Annotated in this window: 16 protein-coding genes and 1 pseudogene; 8 read left to right on the forward strand and 9 right to left on the reverse strand. The window is 64.9% G+C overall.

Annotated features, from left to right (window positions below; translation table 11 throughout):
• Positions 1-2: 2 nt before the first annotated feature.
• Complete coding sequence (locus ACFQ2S_RS19855) at positions 3-887, reverse strand: carbohydrate ABC transporter permease (RefSeq protein ID WP_386077187.1); 885 nt, start codon at positions 885-887, stop codon at positions 3-5.
• On the reverse strand, positions 887-2323 hold the full coding sequence (locus ACFQ2S_RS19860; protein ID WP_386077188.1) for a family 4 glycosyl hydrolase: 1437 nt from the start codon (positions 2321-2323) through the stop codon (positions 887-889). The genes ACFQ2S_RS19855 and ACFQ2S_RS19860 overlap by 1 nt, the downstream gene beginning before the upstream one ends.
• 110 nt (positions 2324-2433) lie before the next feature.
• Between ACFQ2S_RS19860 and ACFQ2S_RS19865 the strand changes: the two genes are divergently transcribed.
• Together ACFQ2S_RS19865 and ACFQ2S_RS19870 are read left to right on the forward strand one after the other, a co-directional pair.
• Entirely contained in the window at positions 2434-3291 is an 858-nt protein-coding gene (locus tag ACFQ2S_RS19865) for a helix-turn-helix domain-containing protein (protein ID WP_386077190.1), read from the forward strand.
• Positions 3292-3398: 107 nt separating this feature from the next.
• Positions 3399-3740, forward strand: a complete 342-nt coding sequence (locus ACFQ2S_RS19870) for a cupin domain-containing protein (RefSeq protein ID WP_386077192.1) — start codon at positions 3399-3401, stop codon at positions 3738-3740.
• A 46-nt stretch (positions 3741-3786) separates the two neighbouring features.
• Here ACFQ2S_RS19870 and ACFQ2S_RS19875 read toward each other — a convergent pair whose 3' ends face one another.
• Positions 3787-4827: an AbrB family transcriptional regulator gene (locus tag ACFQ2S_RS19875; RefSeq protein WP_386077194.1), complete on the reverse strand. Its 1041-nt coding sequence runs from the start codon at positions 4825-4827 to the stop codon at positions 3787-3789.
• Positions 4824-5456 carry a hypothetical protein gene (locus tag ACFQ2S_RS19880; protein WP_386077196.1) on the reverse strand — a complete coding sequence of 211 codons (633 nt, stop codon included), beginning with the start codon at positions 5454-5456 and terminating at the stop codon, positions 4824-4826. Before ACFQ2S_RS19880 ends, ACFQ2S_RS19875 begins: the two co-directional genes overlap by 4 nt.
• 686 nt (positions 5457-6142) lie before the next feature.
• Between ACFQ2S_RS19880 and ACFQ2S_RS19885 the strand changes: the two are divergent.
• Together ACFQ2S_RS19885 and ACFQ2S_RS19890 are read left to right on the forward strand one after the other, a co-directional pair.
• Positions 6143-6295 (forward strand): annotated as a pseudogene (locus ACFQ2S_RS19885) (helix-turn-helix domain-containing protein); the annotation flags it as partial.
• The gene (locus ACFQ2S_RS19890) at positions 6275-6679 is read left to right on the forward strand and encodes a LysR substrate-binding domain-containing protein (protein WP_386077357.1); all 405 of its coding nucleotides are present in this window, start codon (positions 6275-6277) and stop codon (positions 6677-6679) included. The pseudogene ACFQ2S_RS19885 and the gene ACFQ2S_RS19890, both read left to right, overlap by 21 nt.
• Before the next feature lie 5 nt (positions 6680-6684).
• Here ACFQ2S_RS19890 and ACFQ2S_RS19895 read toward each other — a convergent pair whose 3' ends face one another.
• From ACFQ2S_RS19895 to ACFQ2S_RS19905, 3 genes are all read right to left on the reverse strand, one after another.
• Complete coding sequence (locus ACFQ2S_RS19895) at positions 6685-7668, reverse strand: D-2-hydroxyacid dehydrogenase family protein (protein ID WP_386077198.1); 984 nt, start codon at positions 7666-7668, stop codon at positions 6685-6687.
• Between the two features lie 104 nt (positions 7669-7772).
• On the reverse strand, positions 7773-8516 hold the full coding sequence (locus ACFQ2S_RS19900; protein ID WP_386077200.1) for a universal stress protein: 744 nt from the start codon (positions 8514-8516) through the stop codon (positions 7773-7775).
• A 530-nt stretch (positions 8517-9046) separates the two neighbouring features.
• Positions 9047-10270 (reverse strand): ROK family transcriptional regulator, encoded by a 1224-nt coding sequence (locus tag ACFQ2S_RS19905; protein WP_386077202.1) that lies wholly within the window; start codon positions 10268-10270, stop codon positions 9047-9049.
• Positions 10271-10454: 184 nt separating this feature from the next.
• Here ACFQ2S_RS19905 and ACFQ2S_RS19910 point away from each other — a divergent pair, with 184 nt between their 5' ends.
• The 3 genes from ACFQ2S_RS19910 to ACFQ2S_RS19920 all read left to right on the forward strand — a co-directional run bounded on the left by ACFQ2S_RS19910 (position 10455) and on the right by ACFQ2S_RS19920 (position 13446).
• Positions 10455-11465, forward strand: coding sequence for a substrate-binding domain-containing protein (locus tag ACFQ2S_RS19910; protein ID WP_386077204.1), 1011 nt, complete (start codon positions 10455-10457; stop codon positions 11463-11465).
• Positions 11466-11581: 116 nt separating this feature from the next.
• Positions 11582-12664, forward strand: a complete 1083-nt coding sequence (locus tag ACFQ2S_RS19915) for an ABC transporter permease (RefSeq protein WP_386077206.1) — start codon at positions 11582-11584, stop codon at positions 12662-12664.
• Positions 12640-13446: an ATP-binding cassette domain-containing protein gene (locus ACFQ2S_RS19920; RefSeq protein WP_386077208.1), complete on the forward strand. Its 807-nt coding sequence runs from the start codon at positions 12640-12642 to the stop codon at positions 13444-13446. The genes ACFQ2S_RS19915 and ACFQ2S_RS19920 overlap by 25 nt, the downstream gene beginning before the upstream one ends.
• 156 nt (positions 13447-13602) lie before the next feature.
• On the opposite strand, the gene ACFQ2S_RS19925 is transcribed toward ACFQ2S_RS19920, so the two are convergent.
• Both ACFQ2S_RS19925 and ACFQ2S_RS19930 read right to left on the reverse strand, forming a co-directional pair.
• Entirely contained in the window at positions 13603-14580 is a 978-nt protein-coding gene (locus ACFQ2S_RS19925) for a bile acid:sodium symporter family protein (RefSeq protein ID WP_386077210.1), read from the reverse strand.
• Between the two features lie 29 nt (positions 14581-14609).
• The gene (locus ACFQ2S_RS19930; protein ID WP_386077212.1) at positions 14610-16199 is read right to left on the reverse strand and encodes a gamma-glutamyltransferase family protein; all 1590 of its coding nucleotides are present in this window, start codon (positions 16197-16199) and stop codon (positions 14610-14612) included.
• A 478-nt stretch (positions 16200-16677) separates the two neighbouring features.
• On the opposite strand from ACFQ2S_RS19930, the gene ACFQ2S_RS19935 reads away from it, so the two are divergent.
• Positions 16678-18042, forward strand: a complete 1365-nt coding sequence (locus ACFQ2S_RS19935) for an MATE family efflux transporter (RefSeq protein WP_386077214.1) — start codon at positions 16678-16680, stop codon at positions 18040-18042.

Here is an 18042-nt window from a genome sequence, read left to right on the forward strand (position 1 = left end):
GGTCAGTTCCTCTTGTCGCCGGCGTAGTAGACCCACTTCTTCGACGACCAGAAGGCGATCAGGGTCAGCACCATGATGATGGCAAAGAGCACCCAGGCGATGGCCGACGCGTAGCCCATGTCGAAGCTCTTGAACGCCTCGTCGTAGATGTAGAGCGGCAGCAGGTAGGTCGATTTCAGAGGACCGCCCTGGGTGATGATGTAGGGACCGTTGAACTCCTGGAACGCCTGAACGGTCTGCATGATCAGGTTGAAGAAGATCACCGGCGTGATCAGCGGCAGCGTCACGTGGCGGAAGATGCGCCAGGGGCCCGCGCCATCGATGGCCGCCGCCTCGTAGAGCGATTTGTCCACCGATTGCAGCGCGGCAAGGAAGATCACCATGGCCGAACCGAATTGCCAGCAGCGCAACAGCGTGATGGTGAAGAGCGCGTTGGACGGCTCCCCGAACCAGTTGACCGGCTCCCCGCCGAGCCCCGTGATGACCATGTTGACCAGCCCGGTATCGGCGAAGATGTAGCGCCAGAGCACGGCGATCGCGATCGAGCCGCCGAGGATGGAGGGCACGTAATAGGCCGTCCGGAACAGGTTGATCGCCTTGAGGCGGTAGTTCAGCACCACCGCGATGAAGAGCGCGAAGGTCAGCTTCAGCGGCACCGTGGTGAAGACGTAGATCAGGGTGACCTTCAGCGACTTGTCGAAGGTGCGGTCGCGGGTGAAGAGCTTCTCGTAGTTCTTCGTGCCGACCCATTCCGGACGCGACAGCAGGTCGTAATCGGTGAAGCTCAGGAAGAACGAGGCTACGAAGGGAAACGCGGTGAATAGCAGCAGCCCGATCACGTAGGGGGCCACGTACCACAGCCCGAGATACTTGCTGTCACCACCCATCAGGCCGCTCCTTTCAGGTCATCGGGAAGAACATGGGATGTCGCCGCGAGCATCTGCGCGAACATCTCGCGCGCGGCCTGCTCCGGCATCGGCGCGACGAGCGGATCGCTGCAGAACAGCGGGAAGAGCGCCGCGCTGTCCGCATCGAGCACCGCCCGGAGCAAGGCGTCCTGCCGCAGCGCGTGGTCCCGCACCATTGCGCCGAGCGCCTCCGGCAGGCGGCCCGCGCAGACCGGCGCGACGCCACCCTGCGTGAAGACGGCATTGGTCTCCACGATGGTGCCCTCGGGCAGGTCGGGCATCTGGCCGATGTTGGGCAGGTTGACGTTGCTGACATGAGCCTCGCCCCCCATCAGCGCCACGATCTGGTCGACCAGCGCCTCGTCGGACCGGCTGGGCCGCGGTGCGCGCTCGCCGGTGCGCAGGGCCTCCGCCCGTTGTAGCTTTGCTTCCCTGTCCCGCACCCGGTAGGCGACCGGCGTCAGGGCAAATCCCCAGCGTTCGGGGGCGTTCAGATAGTCGGACACCGGCAGGAATTCGGCAAGGTGCCGGTCGCCGGCGGCAGCCGGGATGCCGAAGCGCCGGAAGAGGTCGAAGGCCACGAGGTTCTTCGTTCCGAAGTACCGCGCATCTTCTTCGTCCTTGCCCGGTTCAGTCTGGGCCCAACCGTCCTGCATGTGCGCCCGGACGAACTCCAGATAGGCCGGCATCATGTCCCGGCCCGCCAGCGAGATCCGGTTGACGAAGGTGAAGTGGTTGATCCCGAGCACGTTCACCTGAACGTCGCGATGGCCATAGAGCGTCTCGCCCGCCTGGTGGTTGGCGATCTGTGCGACCTGCCGCCGGATCTTCGTGACCTCGTGGCACTCGCCCCAGGCACGGATGCCCGGGAAGACCGCGTGCAGGGCGCCGGTCAGGACGCTCATCGGGTTGGTCAGGTTGCAGACATGGGCGCGCGGGGCATGGTCGCAGATCGCGCGGGCGATCTCGGCGAGCATCGGGATCGCCCTGAGCGAGCGGACGAAGCCGCCAGGGCCAACCGTGTCGCCCACCGCCTGCGGGATGCCGAACGCGGCCGGGATCGCGATATCCTGAGCCATGTCGTCGAAAGTGCCCGGCAGGATCGAGATCACGACGACGTCGGCGCCATCCAGCGCCTCCGCCAGGCTGGCGCTGGCAGTGTAGGAGGCAGGCACTCCGCGGGAGACGCCGGCGAAGCGGGTCCCGATCTCGGCATTTCGGCGTGCAGCCGATTGATCGATGTCGAACAGCCGGACATCGGCCCGAAGGCGCGTGTCGTGAGCGAGGTCGGCCATCAACTCGGCGGCCCAGTTGAGGGATCCTCCGCCGACAAAGGCGATGCTGACTGGTATTTGCTGGTCTGAATCGTCCATTTCGAACGTGCGATGGGCTCCAGCCAGGGACTGGATCTCCATCTTTTCCTCCCGTTTACTTGCGAAATCCGCTTTCGAACACGAATTCGCATCTTGTGTGAGAGGTTACGGCGCTGGAAGCAGCCCGTGAATGGTGGTAATGTTAGAAAAAGATGGACAAAACCGAACATTCACCGCTCAGCCACATTCCCGTTGGCTCCTTGTCGCTCCGCCTGGCGCGCTCCACCATCAAGATGCAGCACGACGTGGGATGGCGGATCGACAAGCTAAACCCCGTGCACGACCTGATCATCTGCCTCTCGGGCCAGATCAGCTACCAGGTCGGACATGCGACGGAACCGGTCGTTCTCAGCCCCGGGGACGGCATGCTGATCCCAGCCCACACGCGGTTTCGCGGCTCCAATGCGGGGGACACGCAGATTGTCGGGATCGCGCAGCATTTCTCGCTGGAATTCTTTCGCCGCGGCGACCTCATCCGGCAGATGGCGTTGAGACAAGTTGTCCGCTTGCCAAACTGGGAGGTGCTGGAGCCCCTGATCTGGCATTTCCGGCAAAGCGCGCCCACCGACCGGACCACCCTGGGGCAGCACCACCAGTTCATGGTTCTGCTTCTGGCCTATCTCGACGAGGCGTTCGTGGAATGGCAGGTGGAACGCTCCGTTCCCGAGAGCGCCGATCATCTGTCCATGCAGATCATGCTCGTCGCCTCCCGGCTCTCCGCCGACCCCTTGGGAGCCGGGGTCGAGGAGGCGCTCCGGACGGTGCCCTACAACCCCGACTATTTCCGCCGGGCCTTTCGCGAGCGGATCGGCCAGACCCCGCAGAAGTTCCGTGAGTTGAAACGCATGGAATTCGCCGCGAACCGGCTGGGAATGGGGTTGACGGTCAAGGCCGTCGCGGCGGAACTCGGCTATACGGACCCGTATTTCTTCAGCCGAATGTTCAAGCGACACCTGGGCGTTAGCCCATCGACATATCGCGGGCAGCCTACTCCCGAAGCAGGGGGCTGACCCCGGCATCACGTCGGAAACCCGCGGTCCCGACAACTTGCGCCCGTGCCAAGCCGCGCCAAGTCGGTATATGACATCTCAATCGCAGATCAGGATTGGGTGCCACCGTGTCAGAAACCTTTCTCCGCATCACCACAGACGGACCGGCCGAGGCCGATCATCCCCCGGCCGACAGGCTCATCGCGGGATCTCCCGAGTTCACCACCTGGAATCTCGAGGAACGTGACGGGCTCTACTGCGGGACCTGGCGCTCCACCCCGGGCAAGTGGAAGATCCGGTACGACGAGTGGGAATACTGCCGCATCCTCGACGGGCATTCGATCATCGCCGAAGACGGCGGCGAGGCGTTCGAGGTCCGCGCGGGCGACAGCTTTGTCCTTCGTCCGGGCTTTTCCGGCACTTGGGAAGTGATTGAGACGACCACCAAGGAATACGTCATCCGCCTTTGAGCGAAACGGCTGGACGAGCGAACGGCAGCGAGCGCCGCTTGCCGCGTCATCGGCGCCGGATCCATCGGATCGCCAGCGGCGCGAGCGTGATGACGAGGACGAGGCGGAAGACGTGGTGGAGCACCACGTAGGTCAGGTCGGCCCCCGCGACGATCGAAAGCACCACCATCTCGCCCTGTCCACCGGGGAGGAAGGCCAGGAAGGCGTCGAGCCCCGGAGCGATGCCCAGCATGACAACACCGGCGATGAAGACGCTGCTGACGGCGGCCAGCAGCATGCCGTTGGTGGCGCCGGCGAGCACGGTGCGGCGCAACTCCCCGAAGGTCACGCCGGCATAGCGAGCGCCGACGCCGACGCCGATGAAGAATTGCGCCGCCCAGACCATCTCGGCCGGCGGACGATGGGTGATGAGCCCGGCAAGGGACAGGCAGGCGGTGGCGATCAGGGGACCGATGATCGAAGCCCCGAACAGGCCGACGCGCTTCGCGATCTGCCATCCGCCGATCGCCGCTGCGATCATCAGGGCGATCTCGTGGATCGGGATGTCACGGGCCGGCGCGCCGGGACTGGCGGTGAGATCCACCCCCCAGATATGCGCGAGCGCAAAGGGCGCGAGGCTGACGAGCAGCAGCACGCGCGTGGCGTGGATCAGCGAGAGGACGCGCATATCCGCCCCGGCCTCCTCGCCGTAGACGACCATGTCCTGCAACCCGCCGGGCATCGCGCCGTAGTAGCTCGTCACGTGGTCATAGCCGAAAACGTTGTGCAGCAACGGATAGGCGGTCAGCGCGATCAGGCCGACGAAGACAGGAACCAGCGCGAGCGAACGCAGCATGTCCGGCACCTGCGCAATGATATCGGGCGTGAAGGCAGCCCCGGCAGCGACGCCGAGAACCGTACGAAACACCGTTCCCGCGACGCCGGGTCCTTCCAGCCTTGCGCCGATCAGAGCAGCACCGAGGCAGGCGAACATCGGGCCCAGCAGAAACGGTAGTGGCAAGCCGGCCATATAAAAGGCCAGCACGCCGCCAGCGGCAATCGCGAAGGTCCAGAGCCGCGGGCGCAAGTATCGGGAAGCGATGGTCATGATCTGTCAACCGGCGTTGCCGGGCCCGGCGCAGCGGAGCGAAGCCCCCCTGCCATCGTCATGCCCTGGCCCCACTCGCGGCGCTCGGGGCAGCCTCCTGCTTGCGTTGCGCGCACCGCACGAGCGCCGCAAACCCGCTGCGGATCAGCTGGACGAAGCCCATCGTCTCCGCTGCAGGCGGTCGCCTCTCCCACCTCCCGTTCGGCAAACAGCTTGAGCTTCGCCATCCAGCCGGTTCCGACGGCCAGAATCAGCCCAACCGGCACCCCGAGCAGCTTGGGAAGCGAGAACACCCTGTGGGGTGCGCGCAACACGAAGCCATCGTGCATAACCGCGTCCGTGCTGGTCGCCGCGAAACTCAGCAGGAAGACGGACATCAGGAACTGGTGCATATGGCGGCGGGCATGGGAGAAACGTTCCTCTTCCTCGAAATTGCAAGCCTCGCGATGTCCGGCTGAGAGGCCCTTCATCTTCGCTACCATACCGAAAGCGCCCACAAGGTGCGCCCACCGAATGCGCGCGCCACCGACGCTTCGCCAATGGCGGCGCCGCCCCACGGCGAGGCGCGCATGCGGAAAGAAGAAGGCAGGTGCATATTTCGCTACGATCGCATTGTCGGACGAAACCACGTAGAAAGCCTCGCCGCCCGCCGAGCCGATGGCGCGGCTCTCGGACTGCCGGCGGGCTGACTGAAGAAGTTCAAGCACATAGGCGGCGGCCTGCCGTCCTGCGATATGTCCGCAGCTCGTTCCGATGGGAATGCCCACCCCGGCCGGAAGACCGAAGGCATGAACAGCTCCAGCGATTTGGCGTCCATGATGAAATAGCCCACCTGGTCGCGCTACGCGGCCAAGAGCCTTCCCCAGATCGCGTCGCGTTTCGGGCAGATATCCTCCCCCTCGCCTTAGAGGCGTTCCGCGTTCTTGTGGACGAAGATCTAGACCGGCGCGCAGTCGAGCCCAGCGACAATGCCGCCGTCGAAATTCGGGGCGCGACCGTCGATGGCCACGCCATGGCACCGGGCCGGGTTGCCCACCTGCGACCCGTCTACGCCAAAAGGTGGGTCAGCGCGACGCCGCGGTTGCAGAGCGTGCCGCGGATCAGGAAGTTCTCGGCCGCCGCCCTCCCGGGCGCAATTAAGCCACTCGGTATCTGCCCGGACGCCACCCGAGGCCATGATCATTGCCATGTCGACTTGGCGTGTCATTGCACTTCCCTCGCTGGCTTAGGGATATCCGCGCGGGTTTGTTTTGACCGCTGCCACTTTTCTTGCGTTTGCGAAATGTAGAGCAATTTCGACGTCAACGATCTCGAAGCCGGTCTCGCGGCGATGAAGACTGGCTCCTTTCACACGGCAGCCAAGTCGTTGAGCCCGTCGCGATCGGCGATCACCCGCGGGGGCCAGAAGCCTGAAACCGCCCTCGATTTCGAGCTGTTCGAGCGGACGATGCGCGCGGTCAGGCCGACGCTGGCGGCAAGGGGGCTCCGGGCGCGCGCCGAGGCAATCCTGGAGGATGCACGGGCGACCAGCCGCGCGATGCGGGACGAAAGCGTGGCCTTCGGCCACCATCGCCACGCGGTGATCGACGACGCCGTGGCGCGGGCGAGAAAGCCCCATGCCTGGCCTTATGAGGCACACCGGTCGACCACGGCGCTTGAGCCGGTGAGCGGCGAAAGCGGGGTCGCCCTGGTGAGCGCCTCCGCCGTCACGCCCGGTTTCTCGGAAGGCATCGTCGTCAGCCCATTGCCCGCACCGACGATCCTGGGTCCTATCGGACTGCTCTCCCCCATCGGGCAGAAGGACACGCCCGTCGTCGCGGCGTTCAAGGCGGCGGTGCGTCTGTTCGCCTGAGCGGGTCAGCCCGCACTCCGCGCCCAGACCTCGGCGTTAATCATGTGGATGGGCTCGCCCGCGGCATAGGCGTTGATCTGGTCGAAGATGTCCGCGAACTGAAGGTCGAACTCATCCTCCGTGACGAAACCGATGTGCGGCGTCGCGATCACCCGAGGATGAGACAGCAACGGATCGGAAGGATCCGTGAGGGGTTCCGTGTCGAAGACGTCGACGGCCGCTGTTCCAGGGCGACCCGCATCGAGCGCCGCCAGAAGCGCGCCCGGCTCGACCAGCCCGGCGCGAGATGTGTTCACGAAGACCGCGTCGGGACGCATCGCCGCGAGGTCGCCGGAGGTGACGATGCACCGCGTCTCGGGCTTCAAGCGGACGTGGATCGAAACGACGTCGCAGGTCGAGAAGAAATCCGCTCGGCTCACCGCAACGGTCTCGCCGACGGCACGCGCCCTCTCGCGTCCCGCCTCCGAGCCCCACCAGACGACCTCCATGCCGAAGGCCCGGGCATAGTCCGCGACCGCTTGGGCGATGCGGCCATATCCGTAGAGCCCGATCCTGCGCCCCCGCAACGTCCGTCCGACACCCATCTGCCAATGCCCGGCCTTGAGCGACGCGATTTGCGCAGGCAGCTGCCGCATGGCGGCGAGGACCAGCGCCCAGGTCAGTTCGGCCGCGGCATAGGAGGGTGTGCCGCCGTGCATGTTCGAGCACAGCAGCACGCCCGTGTCCGTGCAGGCCGGGACATCGACATGGGGATAGACGCTTCGCTGGCTGATCAGCTTGAGGTTCGGCAAACGCTCGAGAAGGTCGCGGGTCACCTTCGTGCGTTCCCGGAACAACACCAGCGCCTCCGCCCCGGACAGCCGTCCCGCAAGGATGGCCGGGTCTTCCACATGATCGGTCCAGACTGTCACGTCATGTTCCGCGAGACGCGAGAAACACGGCAACCCTTCGAGCGTGTCAAACCAGTCGTCGAGAATATGAACCTTCATCGGTGTAGCCTTCCCGGAATGTCGAAGGCTTGAAGAGAACAGCTTTTCAACAAGACCCTCGATTGCTGAAGCATCAATGCGACAGCAGAACGGGGATGTCGATCTCATTCAAGACGCACGCATTGACCCCGACCGGGGGAGTCTTCCCGGCGCTTCGAGTGCTCGAAGGCGCCCATCACCAGGAAGCCCGGATTGCGCTCCCGCGTGAAGGCCAGAAAGGTTCTGCCGACGCCGCGGTGCAGCGGGAGTTCCTCGTGCCGCGCTTCGACCTCGTGCAGGGCAAGGTGGTCGAGCACCTCCTCCACCGGGCGCGGAAGCCGGGTGCCTTCCACGGTCAGCAGGGTCACGCGCCCCTCGTCCTCAAGCAGTTGCAGGCTGTCGTAGAGCGCCCGCCCGGCAGTGTGGCTGCCGTCCCGGGCGATGGCCGCCTCGGCATGGCTGGCCTCGCGGTCGTAGCCTTGCGGCACCACGACAACGGGCCGTCCGCTCATCAACGCGATGCGGTCGGGATGCAAGGTCACATGCTCGTCGGCATCGCCCGGTTTCGGGCGGCCGAGGATCAATATGTCGAAGCCGCGGGCCGTTTTGGCGAACACCATGTCGACGCGCCCGGACACCTCGACAAGGTGGAGCCAATCGTCCAGTTCGAATTCGGCTTTGACCGCATCGAACTTCGAGCGGACATCATTGATGATCTCGGCATTGCCCGCGGCGATAATCTGGGGCGCCCGCGCGCGCGATGCCGTCTCGGCGCTGTCCGAGCGATCGGGGCAACGAGGATGTTCCGGATTGTCGTGCGTCGGCTTCCGTGTCTTCCCGTACCGAGCCGGTAACGTGGATATGACCATTCGCCAGCTCGCGCGCCGTGCGCAACAGGACCGCTGCGTTCAGTGTGAACCGGCCGTAGAACTTGGACCCCGCCAGGACGTCGGTCATGCCGGATGGGTACTGTAGCCCGACCTCGGCAGGGCCATGCGTGCGGCGCAGGGGCCAGGCGCAATTCACCTTCACTCGCAATCATGACCTGAAGCGCCAATCCAGGAACAGTCGCAGGATTGCGAAAGTGCCTGAGAGCGACTGAGGGAGAATGTCGGCAGGCTCACTCGCGTTCCTGCCATCGCTCAGTCTCCACCAACGCCACGCGTTTGCGCCGGATATATCGGGCGTTCCCCGGTAGGTACTTGATCTGGTTCGCTCTCAGTCGCGGCAACAGATCGAGAATGTGTCGAAACTCTTGCGGATCAAAACCATTCACTCGATTTGCGTGTGCCATTCGGATCTCCGGACGGAGTCTGTGGAACCCGATTATCGGCCATTCGCGTCAAGACGACGGCAAACACGGTATTGCGACATGGCTAAGAAAATTGCCCGACGCAGCTCACACGGCCGAAAGTCCGGCGTTTGTGTTCAACAGGAACTGCCTGAAGATCGGGCTACTCGCGGCGCCGATGCCGCGTGCGTTTCCGCCAACACTGCCGGCCTCGATGCGTGGCTCGATCAGGCCCCGCTTGTCCTGGTTCCCGAGGTAGCGCCGCACCCTGAGCACGAGCTCGTCACGGACATCGCTCGGGAAAGCCCCGTCGATCAGGATGGCGTCGAAGTCGATCACCGAACAGATGGACAGCGAAGCCTTGGCAAGCTCCTGCGCGGTTTCGCCGATCCATGGGTTCACGTAGCGCGAGATCCCGTTCCAGTCCTGCGGGAGCTGCCACATGATCTGCGGGTCGAGCCCGGCCTCGATCAGACGGGTTTCCAGCAGGTGCAGGGAGGCGACGTCGATCAGCTGTTTGCTTTCGCCGAGCGGTCCGGTGCTGCGCATGGAGCCGAACGCACCCGCGTTTCCCTGGTTGCCTTCGAAAACGGTGCCGTTGAGCGCCACGCCCCCACCGACGAAGGAGCCGATGAAGAAATAAGCGTAGTCGCGGAACTCCTTGCCGCGGCCATAGAGATGCTCGGCATGGCAGGCCGCGGTCGCGTCGTTCACGACATAGACGGGCAGGTCCGTGAACCGGGAAACGATGGCGACGAAATCCACATCCTTCCATTGCCGGAAGGTCTCGGACGGACCGTCAACGAGGTCGCTCCATTTCCAGAGCTCGAAGGGCGCACCGATCCCGATGCCGCAGACCCTGTGCCGGAGATCCGCCGTCAAATCCCCCTGAAGCGTCTCGATTCCGTCCTGCAGGAACCGGAAGACCGGCTCCGGCAAGGGATAATCGTAGGTCGTGTGGAGCTGGCGCCGCACCTCCCCCACGAAGTCGATCAGCACGAGATCGGCGCTCCGACGCCCGATCTTCAGGCCGAGGGACAGCACGCCATTCGGGTCCAGCTCGATCGGGATGGACGGCTTGCCGATCTTGCCCCGGACGGGCGCGCCGCGGCGAACGAGGCCATCTTCCTCGAGACCCTTCAGGATTGTTGAAACCGTCGGGCGGGACAGGCCGGTGCGCCGGGACAGGTCCGCGCCGGAGACGGCTTCGTGACGCTGCAGCAACGACAGGATCAGACGCTCGTTGTGGTCGCGCAGCCCGCTTTGATTGACGCCTGCGCCGCGCCCTGCACTTCGCTCTGAGGTTACTGCTCCGTCCATGGCGCCGACCATAGGCCCCTCCCTTACCCTTGGAAAGGTAGCGAAGAATACTTAGTAAGTAAAGTTTACAAACTAATTGACAGACGCCTCAGAATCAGGCTTTTTAAGGATCAGCTTTGCAGCGGCCCAACCGGTGCAAGCCCGGATCAGGGAGGAGCCCGATCCAGAAACGACGTCAGTTTCGAGGGAGGAAACCATGAAAAAACTTATGATCACGTCGGCCTTCGCGATGGTCGCAATGGCCGGAGGCGCCTATGCCCAGACCGCGGCCTGCCTCATCACCAAGACCGACACCAACCCGTTCTTCGTGAAGATGAAGGAAGGCGCGACCGCCGCCGCCGAGGAGGCCGGGATCGAGCTCTCCGCCTTCGCCGGCAAGTATGACGGCGACGTGGAAACGCAAGTCGCCGCCGTGGAGTCCTGCATCGCCGCCGGCGCCAAGGGCATCCTGATCACGCCGACCGACAGCCGGGCCCTGGTTCCTGTCATAACCCAGGCCCGTGAGGCCGGTGCGCTGGTCATCGCGCTCGACACCCAGTTCGAGCCGGCTGACGCCGCCGACGCCACCTTCGCCACCGACAACTTCAAGGCCGGTGAGCTGATTGGCCAATGGGCGGCCGCGACCCTCGGCGACGAGGCCGCGAACGCCAAGATCGCCCTGCTGGATCTCAACGCCTCCGAGGTCTCGGTGGACTACCAGCGCGACCAGGGCTTCCTGACCGGTTTCGGGATCGACGTGAAGGACCCCAAGGACATCGGTGACGAGGACGACCCGCGCATCGTCGGCAACGACGTGACCGACGGCTCGCCCGACGGTGGCCGGACCGCGATGGAGAACCTGTTGCAGATCGACCCCGAGATCAACGTCGTCTACACCATCAACGAGCCCGCCGCGGCTGGCGCCTACGAGGCGCTGAAGGCCGCCGGTAAGGACGAGGGCGTGCTGATCGTCTCCGTCGACGGCGGTTGCCCGGGCGTGAAGGACGTGGAGGCTGGCATCATCGGCGCAACGTCGATGCAGTTCCCGCTCCTGATGGCCTCCAAGGGGATTGAGGCGATCAAGAACTTCGCGGAGACCGGCGAGAAACCGCAGAACTCCGAAGGCCTCGACTTCTTCAACACCGGCGTCGAACTCATCACCGACCAGCCGGTCGAAGGCCTTCCCTCGCTCTCTTCTGCAGAGGGCCTGGAGAAGTGCTGGGGCTGACGCCTTCGGGATTTCAATGGCGGCGGCGCGCTCGCGCCGCCGCACCCGCAACTCCCAATTCCGGATCATGAAGCGACGATCTGCCTGCGCATCCCGCGAGGCAGGGGGAGGATATCATGTCAGACACAAGCGAACCGGCCCGCAAGGGCCAGGACTTCGAGCAGACATTGGACAGGAGCGATACGAGGGTCGCCGAGTTCGATGCCAGGCGGCACTCGCCGATCAAAAAAGTGCAACACTTGCTGCACGACAACCCGACCCTCGTTCCCGTGATCGTGCTGATCATCAGCCTTATTGCCTTCGGGCTGATCGCCGGGGGCAAGTTCTTCTCCGCCTTCAACCTGAGCCTGATCCTTCAGCAGGTCTCGATCATCGGGATGCTGGCCGCGGCCCAATCGCTGATCATCATCACCGCGGGCATCGACCTTAGCGTTGCCGCGATCATGGTCCTGATGTCCGTGATCATGGGCAATCTCGCCGTCTACATGGGCGTGCCGAGCGGGATCGCGATCCTCGTCGGCTTTGCCGGTGGCGCTGTGGCCGGCCTGTTCAACGGCCTGCTGATAACCAAGATCAAGCTGCCGCCCTTCATCACCACGCTCGGGACCTGGTCGATCTTCTATTCACTCCTGCTGTGGCTCTCGGGGGCGCAGTCCATCCGGGGCACCGATATCGACGCCAACGCCCCCTTCCTGAAATTCTTCGGCTCCACGATCGAGCTGGGCGGGGCCAGGATCACGCTCGGCTCGCTGCTCATGGTGCTGATCTTCGTCGCGCTCTGGTACATGCTCAACAAGACCCCCTGGGGCCGCCACGTCTACGCCATCGGGGATGACAAGGAGGCAGCTGAGCTATCGGGTATCCGCACGGACCGGGTCCTGGTCTCCGTCTACATGCTCGCGGGCTTCGTCTGCGCGGTTGCCGGCTGGGCCTCCATCGGCCGGGTCGGGTCGATCTCTCCGCAATCCTTCTACGAAGGGAACCTGCAGTCGATCACCGCCGTGGTCATTGGCGGCATCTCCCTCTTCGGCGGACGCGGCTCGATCATGGGAGCGTTGTTCGGGGCGCTGATCGTCGGCGTCTTCCAGTCCGGCCTGCGCATGGCAGGGGTCGACGTGCTCTGGCAGGTCTTTGCCATCGGCTGGCTCATCATCATCGCGGTCGCCATCGACCAATGGATCAGAAGGGTCTCTGCGTAATGTCCGATCAGACACCAATCGTTCAGGGTCGCAACATCGTCAAGCGCTACGGCCACGTGACTGCGATCGACCATTCCGACTTCGAGCTGCGCCAGGGCGAGATCCTGGCCGTCATCGGGGACAACGGCGCCGGCAAGTCTTCGATCGTCAAGGCGATCTGCGGGGCGGTCACGCCCGACGAGGGCGAGATCCTCATCGAGGGCAAGCCGGTCCGCTTCACCTCGCCCATCGAGGCGCGGGAGATGGGGATCGAGATCGTCTACCAGACGCTCGCGCTGTCGCCGGCGCTCTCCATCGCGGACAACATGTTCATGGGCCGCGAGATCCGCAAGGAAGGCTGGATGGGCAAGTGGTTCCACATGCTCGACAAGAAGAAGATGGAAGATTTCGCCCGCGACAAGCTCACCGAGCTCGGGCTGATGACCGTCCAGTCCATCTCCCAGCCGGTCGAGACGCTTTCCGGCGGCCAGCGCCAGGGCGTCGCGGTCGCCCGAGCCGCGGCATTCGCGACGAAGTTCATCATCATGGACGAGCCGACGGCCGCGCTCGGCGTCAAGGAGAGCCGCCGGGTTCTGGAGTTGATCCAGGACGTGAAGGCGCGGGGCATTCCGATCATCCTGATCAGCCACAACATGCCCCACGTCTTCGAAGTGGCAGACCGCATTCACATCCACCGCCTCGGCAAGCGGCTCTGCACGATCGACCCGAAGGACTACACCATGTCCGACGCGGTTGCCTTCATGACAGGTGCCAAGGAGCCGCCCGAGCAACACGCGATGTAGCTCCGGGACGCCCCGCAGTTCAAGACAGGCCGAAGCCACCCACCGGTGGCTTTGGCAATTTGCGAGGCACGGTCTCGGCCTGCCGCCAGACCTGTGTCGCCGACGGTTCCATGAGATGGTTGCCGGAGCGAAACCGCACCCCCCAAGCGCGACACGTCATGCCCTTGTCCCGGCCAGCCTGTTCGCCGCTCTTTGCGAGATACCGGCACAGACCAGGAGCTGGGACATGTGGTAGATCATCAACGGCAGCACGATCACCGCAAGATCACCCGACGGAAACAGCGCCGTTGCTATGGGAAGTCCGGTCGCAAGGCTCTTGGTCGATCCGCAGTAGAAGAGCACCGACTTGTCTGCGCTTGGCAGCCCCGTCCAGTGCCCCGTCCATCCAATGAACGACATCGCGATGGCGAGGAAGGCCAGGACGACGACAACGAGCATGGCCAGCGTCGCCGCGTCCATCGAGGCCCAGAGGCCTGAAACCGTGCCCGCGCTGAAGGCGGAAAAGACGATCAGCAGGATCGCACCCCTGTCTGCGCAGAGGGTGAGAGCCTTGTGTTTCGTCACATGCGGGCCGATCCAGGGTCGGGACACCTGACCAAGCGCGAAGGGAAGCAGGATCTGCGTCGCGATTTTGATTACCGCGTCCAGCCGTACGCCGCCCTCCCCGACATGCAGCAGCGCGGCCACCAGCAGGGGCGTAAGGACGACGCCTACCAGGTTCGACACCGAGGCCGCGCAAATCGCGGCAGGCACATTGCCACCAGCCATGGACGTGAAAGCGATCGAGCTTTGCACCGTTGATGGCAGGACCGCCAAGAACAATAAGCCAAGTGTGACGGTCGTCCCCAGGACCGGACCGGTCAACAGCGACAGCGCGAGTCCCACGAGCGGAAACAGGATGTAGGTGGCCGCAAGGGTCATCCCTTGCAACCGCCAATTCGTCAGACCGGACCGGACCGCACCGGCGTCCAGCTTTGCGCCATAGAGAAAGAACAGCAGCGCGACGGCCCAGAAGGTGACGTGCCCGAGCACCGTAGCAGCGTTGCCCTGCGCCGGGACGATCACTCCCATCGCCGCCGTCGCAAGCAGCAGGAGCATATAAATGTCGATGCCGAGTTTCTTGAGATATTTCATCGTTCTTCCCGGGGCGGCGCCTTCGACGCTCAGAATCCGGCAGCCTGGCCGTCCTTTCGCGGGTCTGAGCCCGCCGCGTGGCCGCCGCCCGGCAAACGATGCACCAGCTGCGCGCCGCCAAAGCTGAAGAAGTCGGCACTGGAATGGACCGTGACCCGGTGGCCGAGGGCACGCAGCCCCTCGACGATCTCGGGGGACAGCCCCGGCTCGCAGGCGACTTCCAGCCCGCTCATCATCCGCCACCGCGGCGCGTCGGCGGCTGTCTGCACGTCCTGCCCCCAGAGCTCGGTGCGGAGCAGCAGCTGCACGTGCCCCTGGGCCTGGATCGGGCCGCCCATCATGCCAAAGGCCATCAGCGGCGCCCCCTGCTTCATCGCGAAGCCCGGGATGATCGTGTGGAAGGGCCGCTTTCCACCACCCACGCAGTTCGGGTGGCCGGGAATGGTGTTGAAGCCAAGGCCGCGGTTCTGCAACGCGAGGCCGAGGCTCGGGACCGCCACGCCTGAGCCGAACCCATCATAGTTCGACTGGATGAAGCTGACCATCATGCCGGAGGCGTCCGCCGTGGCCAGCAGGACGGTGCCACCGCGTTTCGGCGCGCCCGGCCCGTGGTCGATGGCCCTCGCAGGGTCGATCAGCGCGGAGCGGGATTTCAGATAGTCCGGATCGAGCAGCGCGGTTTCATCGACCTCCGTCATGTGATCGCGGTCCGCCACGTAGGCATGCAGGTCGCGATAGGCGAGCTTGATCGCCTCGATCTGGAGGTGCACGGCGGCCAGGTCGTCCGGCCCATGCTCCCGGATCGCGGTGTGCTCGAGGATGCCGAGCGCCATCAGCGCGGCGATGCCCTGCCCGTTCGGCGGGATCTCGTGCAGCTCGACATCCCCGAAGCGCTGGCTGATCGTGCTGCACCAGTCGGCGCGATGGCTGGCCAGGTCCTCCAGCGTCATGGCGCTGCCGTTGGCCTGCAGGAAGGCCACGAGTTCCTCAGCGATCTCGCCCTCGTAGAAGGCGCGGCCTGCGGTTTCCGCGATGGCACGCAGGGTCCGCGCAGCGCCCGGGTTGCGGAAGCGCTCGCCCGGACAGGGCGCCCGCCCGCCCGGCATGAAGGTCTCGGCGAAGCCGGGCTGGCCAGAGAGCGGTTCGGCGTATTTGGCCCAGAGCGTTCCGATAACGGGCGAGACGATGAAGCCCTCTTCGGCATAGTGGATCGCCGGCGCAAGCACCGTGGCAAGGTCCAGCGTGCCGAACCGCTCGGCGAGCGCGACCCAGGCGCTGACCGCGCCGGGAACGGTCACGGTGTCGACGCCGATTTCCGGCATGCCATCGGGAAAGCGCTCCGGTGTCCAGGCGGCCGGCGCGCGACCGGACGCGTTGAGACCGTGCAGCGCCTCACCGTCCCAGAGGATGCAGAAGGCGTCCGACCCCAGCCCGTTGCCCGTGGGCTCGACAATGGTCAGGACCGCGGCCGTGGCGATCGCGGCATCCACGGCATTCCCGCCCTGCCGCAGGATGCTCAGCCCGGCCTGCGTGGCCAGCGGCTGCGAGGTGGCAACGACATTATCGGCCAGCACCGGCGAGCGGCGCGACGTGTAGACGGGATCGTGGCGGAACTGCATCTGGCGTCCTTGGTAGAAAGTTTCCTGTGGCGCTTCGATCGGACTCTCGGGCGGGGGCCGCCCCCTGCGCCGACTTGGCCCGCATCGAGGCTGCGCGCTCGTGAATAGCGCGCCGCGTCAGAGAACCAAAGCCCCTGCGTAAAGGATCCGTCCCCAACGGCGGCACTGATCGGCGGCGGTCGCCATTCCCCCCAACCAAGGTGCGGCTTCGCCGATCCGAGCGATCGTCGGTGAGCGGTTGACGTCTGCCTTCGCGTGGCATGCGCGTCACTCTCCCGCCCCTTGAAGTCGTGCCGCACGGCAACGGTCTCGACATAGCGTTCAGCGTCATACCGAGCGCCAGGCGTTCTTGCGCGGCCCGCGGAGCGTTGTGCCGCAGGGTCGGCAATTCCTAGCATTGCGAGCCTGCCCCGTACGGTTGCATTTTCCCCGTTTCCGACGGATACGAATTTGTTACTTTTTGTCACCCGGAGCCCCTATGACCGCCTCGTCGACGCGCCAGAGCACCCCGTCATCCGCGGAGATCTTCCGGCTGGCATGGCCGCTCGGCCTCAAGGCGATGATGCTCCATGGCATCGTGGTGATCGATGCCTGGCTTGTTTCAGCGCTCGGCGAGGAATCGGTGGCCGCGATGGGGCTGGCGGCCGCGGTCGGCGGCCTTCTGCTCGGCGTGCTCTTCGCCTTTTCCAACGCGGCGCAGATCAGGATCGCGCAGGCCTACGGATCGGGCGACCCGGTCTCGCTCAAGACGGGCGCCTACATCGGACTGCTGATCAACCTCGTATCGGCACTGCTGGGGATCGTTCTGGTCTGGCTCTTCGGCGATCGGGTCATCGAGACCTTTGCCCATACGCCCGACATCGCCGCGCAGGCCGTCAGCTACCTCTCTGTCTTCATGTGGGTCGTCCTGATGGAGGCGGTGGCGCAATGCCTCGGCAGCTTCTTCAACGGATGCGGGCGTACCACCCTGCCCGCCTACAGCTATCTCATCGCCATCCCGATCAACGTGGCGGTCAGCTACTCGCTGATCCACGGGCATTACGGGATGCCGGAGATGGGCGTGGCGGGCGCGGCCGTCGGCAGCGCCATCTCCTCGCTCACCCGCGCGCTGTTTCTCGGCGCGCATTTCCTGCGGTTGACCGGCGGCTACCGGGATGTCACGGGCTGGCGGAACGGCACCTTCGGCGCCTCCCTGCACCGGCACCTGGTATTTGCCATGCCGATCGCCGGGCAGTTCATCTCCATGGTGATCGTCAACAACATCTGCATGTTCATTTACGCCAAGATGAGCGTGAACCAGTTCGCCGCGATGACTCTCATCAATCCCTGGGTGATGGTCGCGGGCAATTTCAGCACCGCCTGGGGCATGGCGACGGGGATCGCCGTGGCGCAGATGCTCGGCAACGGGCAGAGCGGGCCGGAGTTGAACGTCTTCCTGCGCCGCGCCTGGTGGGGGGCCTTCGTGGCCGCACTGATCGTCGCCGGCTGCTTCCTCGCGCTCTGCCTGTCGGTGGACGCGATCTACGCGAGCCTCGGGAGCGAGACGCGCGCCGCGCTGGTCTCCTTCCTGCCCGTTCTGCTGCTCATGCCGCTGCTGCGCGGGTCGAACATCATGTGCGGTCACACGCTCCGCGCCGGAGGGGACACGCTCTATTCGATGAACGTGCACGTCCTGACGCAATGGCTGTTCCGGGTCCCGATGGTGGCGCTCTTCGTTCTCTGGCTGGACCTCTCGGCGACTTGGGTGTTCTCGCTGATCCTGTTCGAGGAGTTGCTGAAGTTCCCGTTCTTCCACAGGCGGGTGCTTCAGGGCGAATGGCGCAAGGGGCCTGCCGAGGAATAG

This window comes from Tropicimonas aquimaris (assembly GCF_042676185.1).
Classification (GTDB): Bacteria; Pseudomonadota; Alphaproteobacteria; order Rhodobacterales; family Rhodobacteraceae; genus Tropicimonas; species Tropicimonas aquimaris.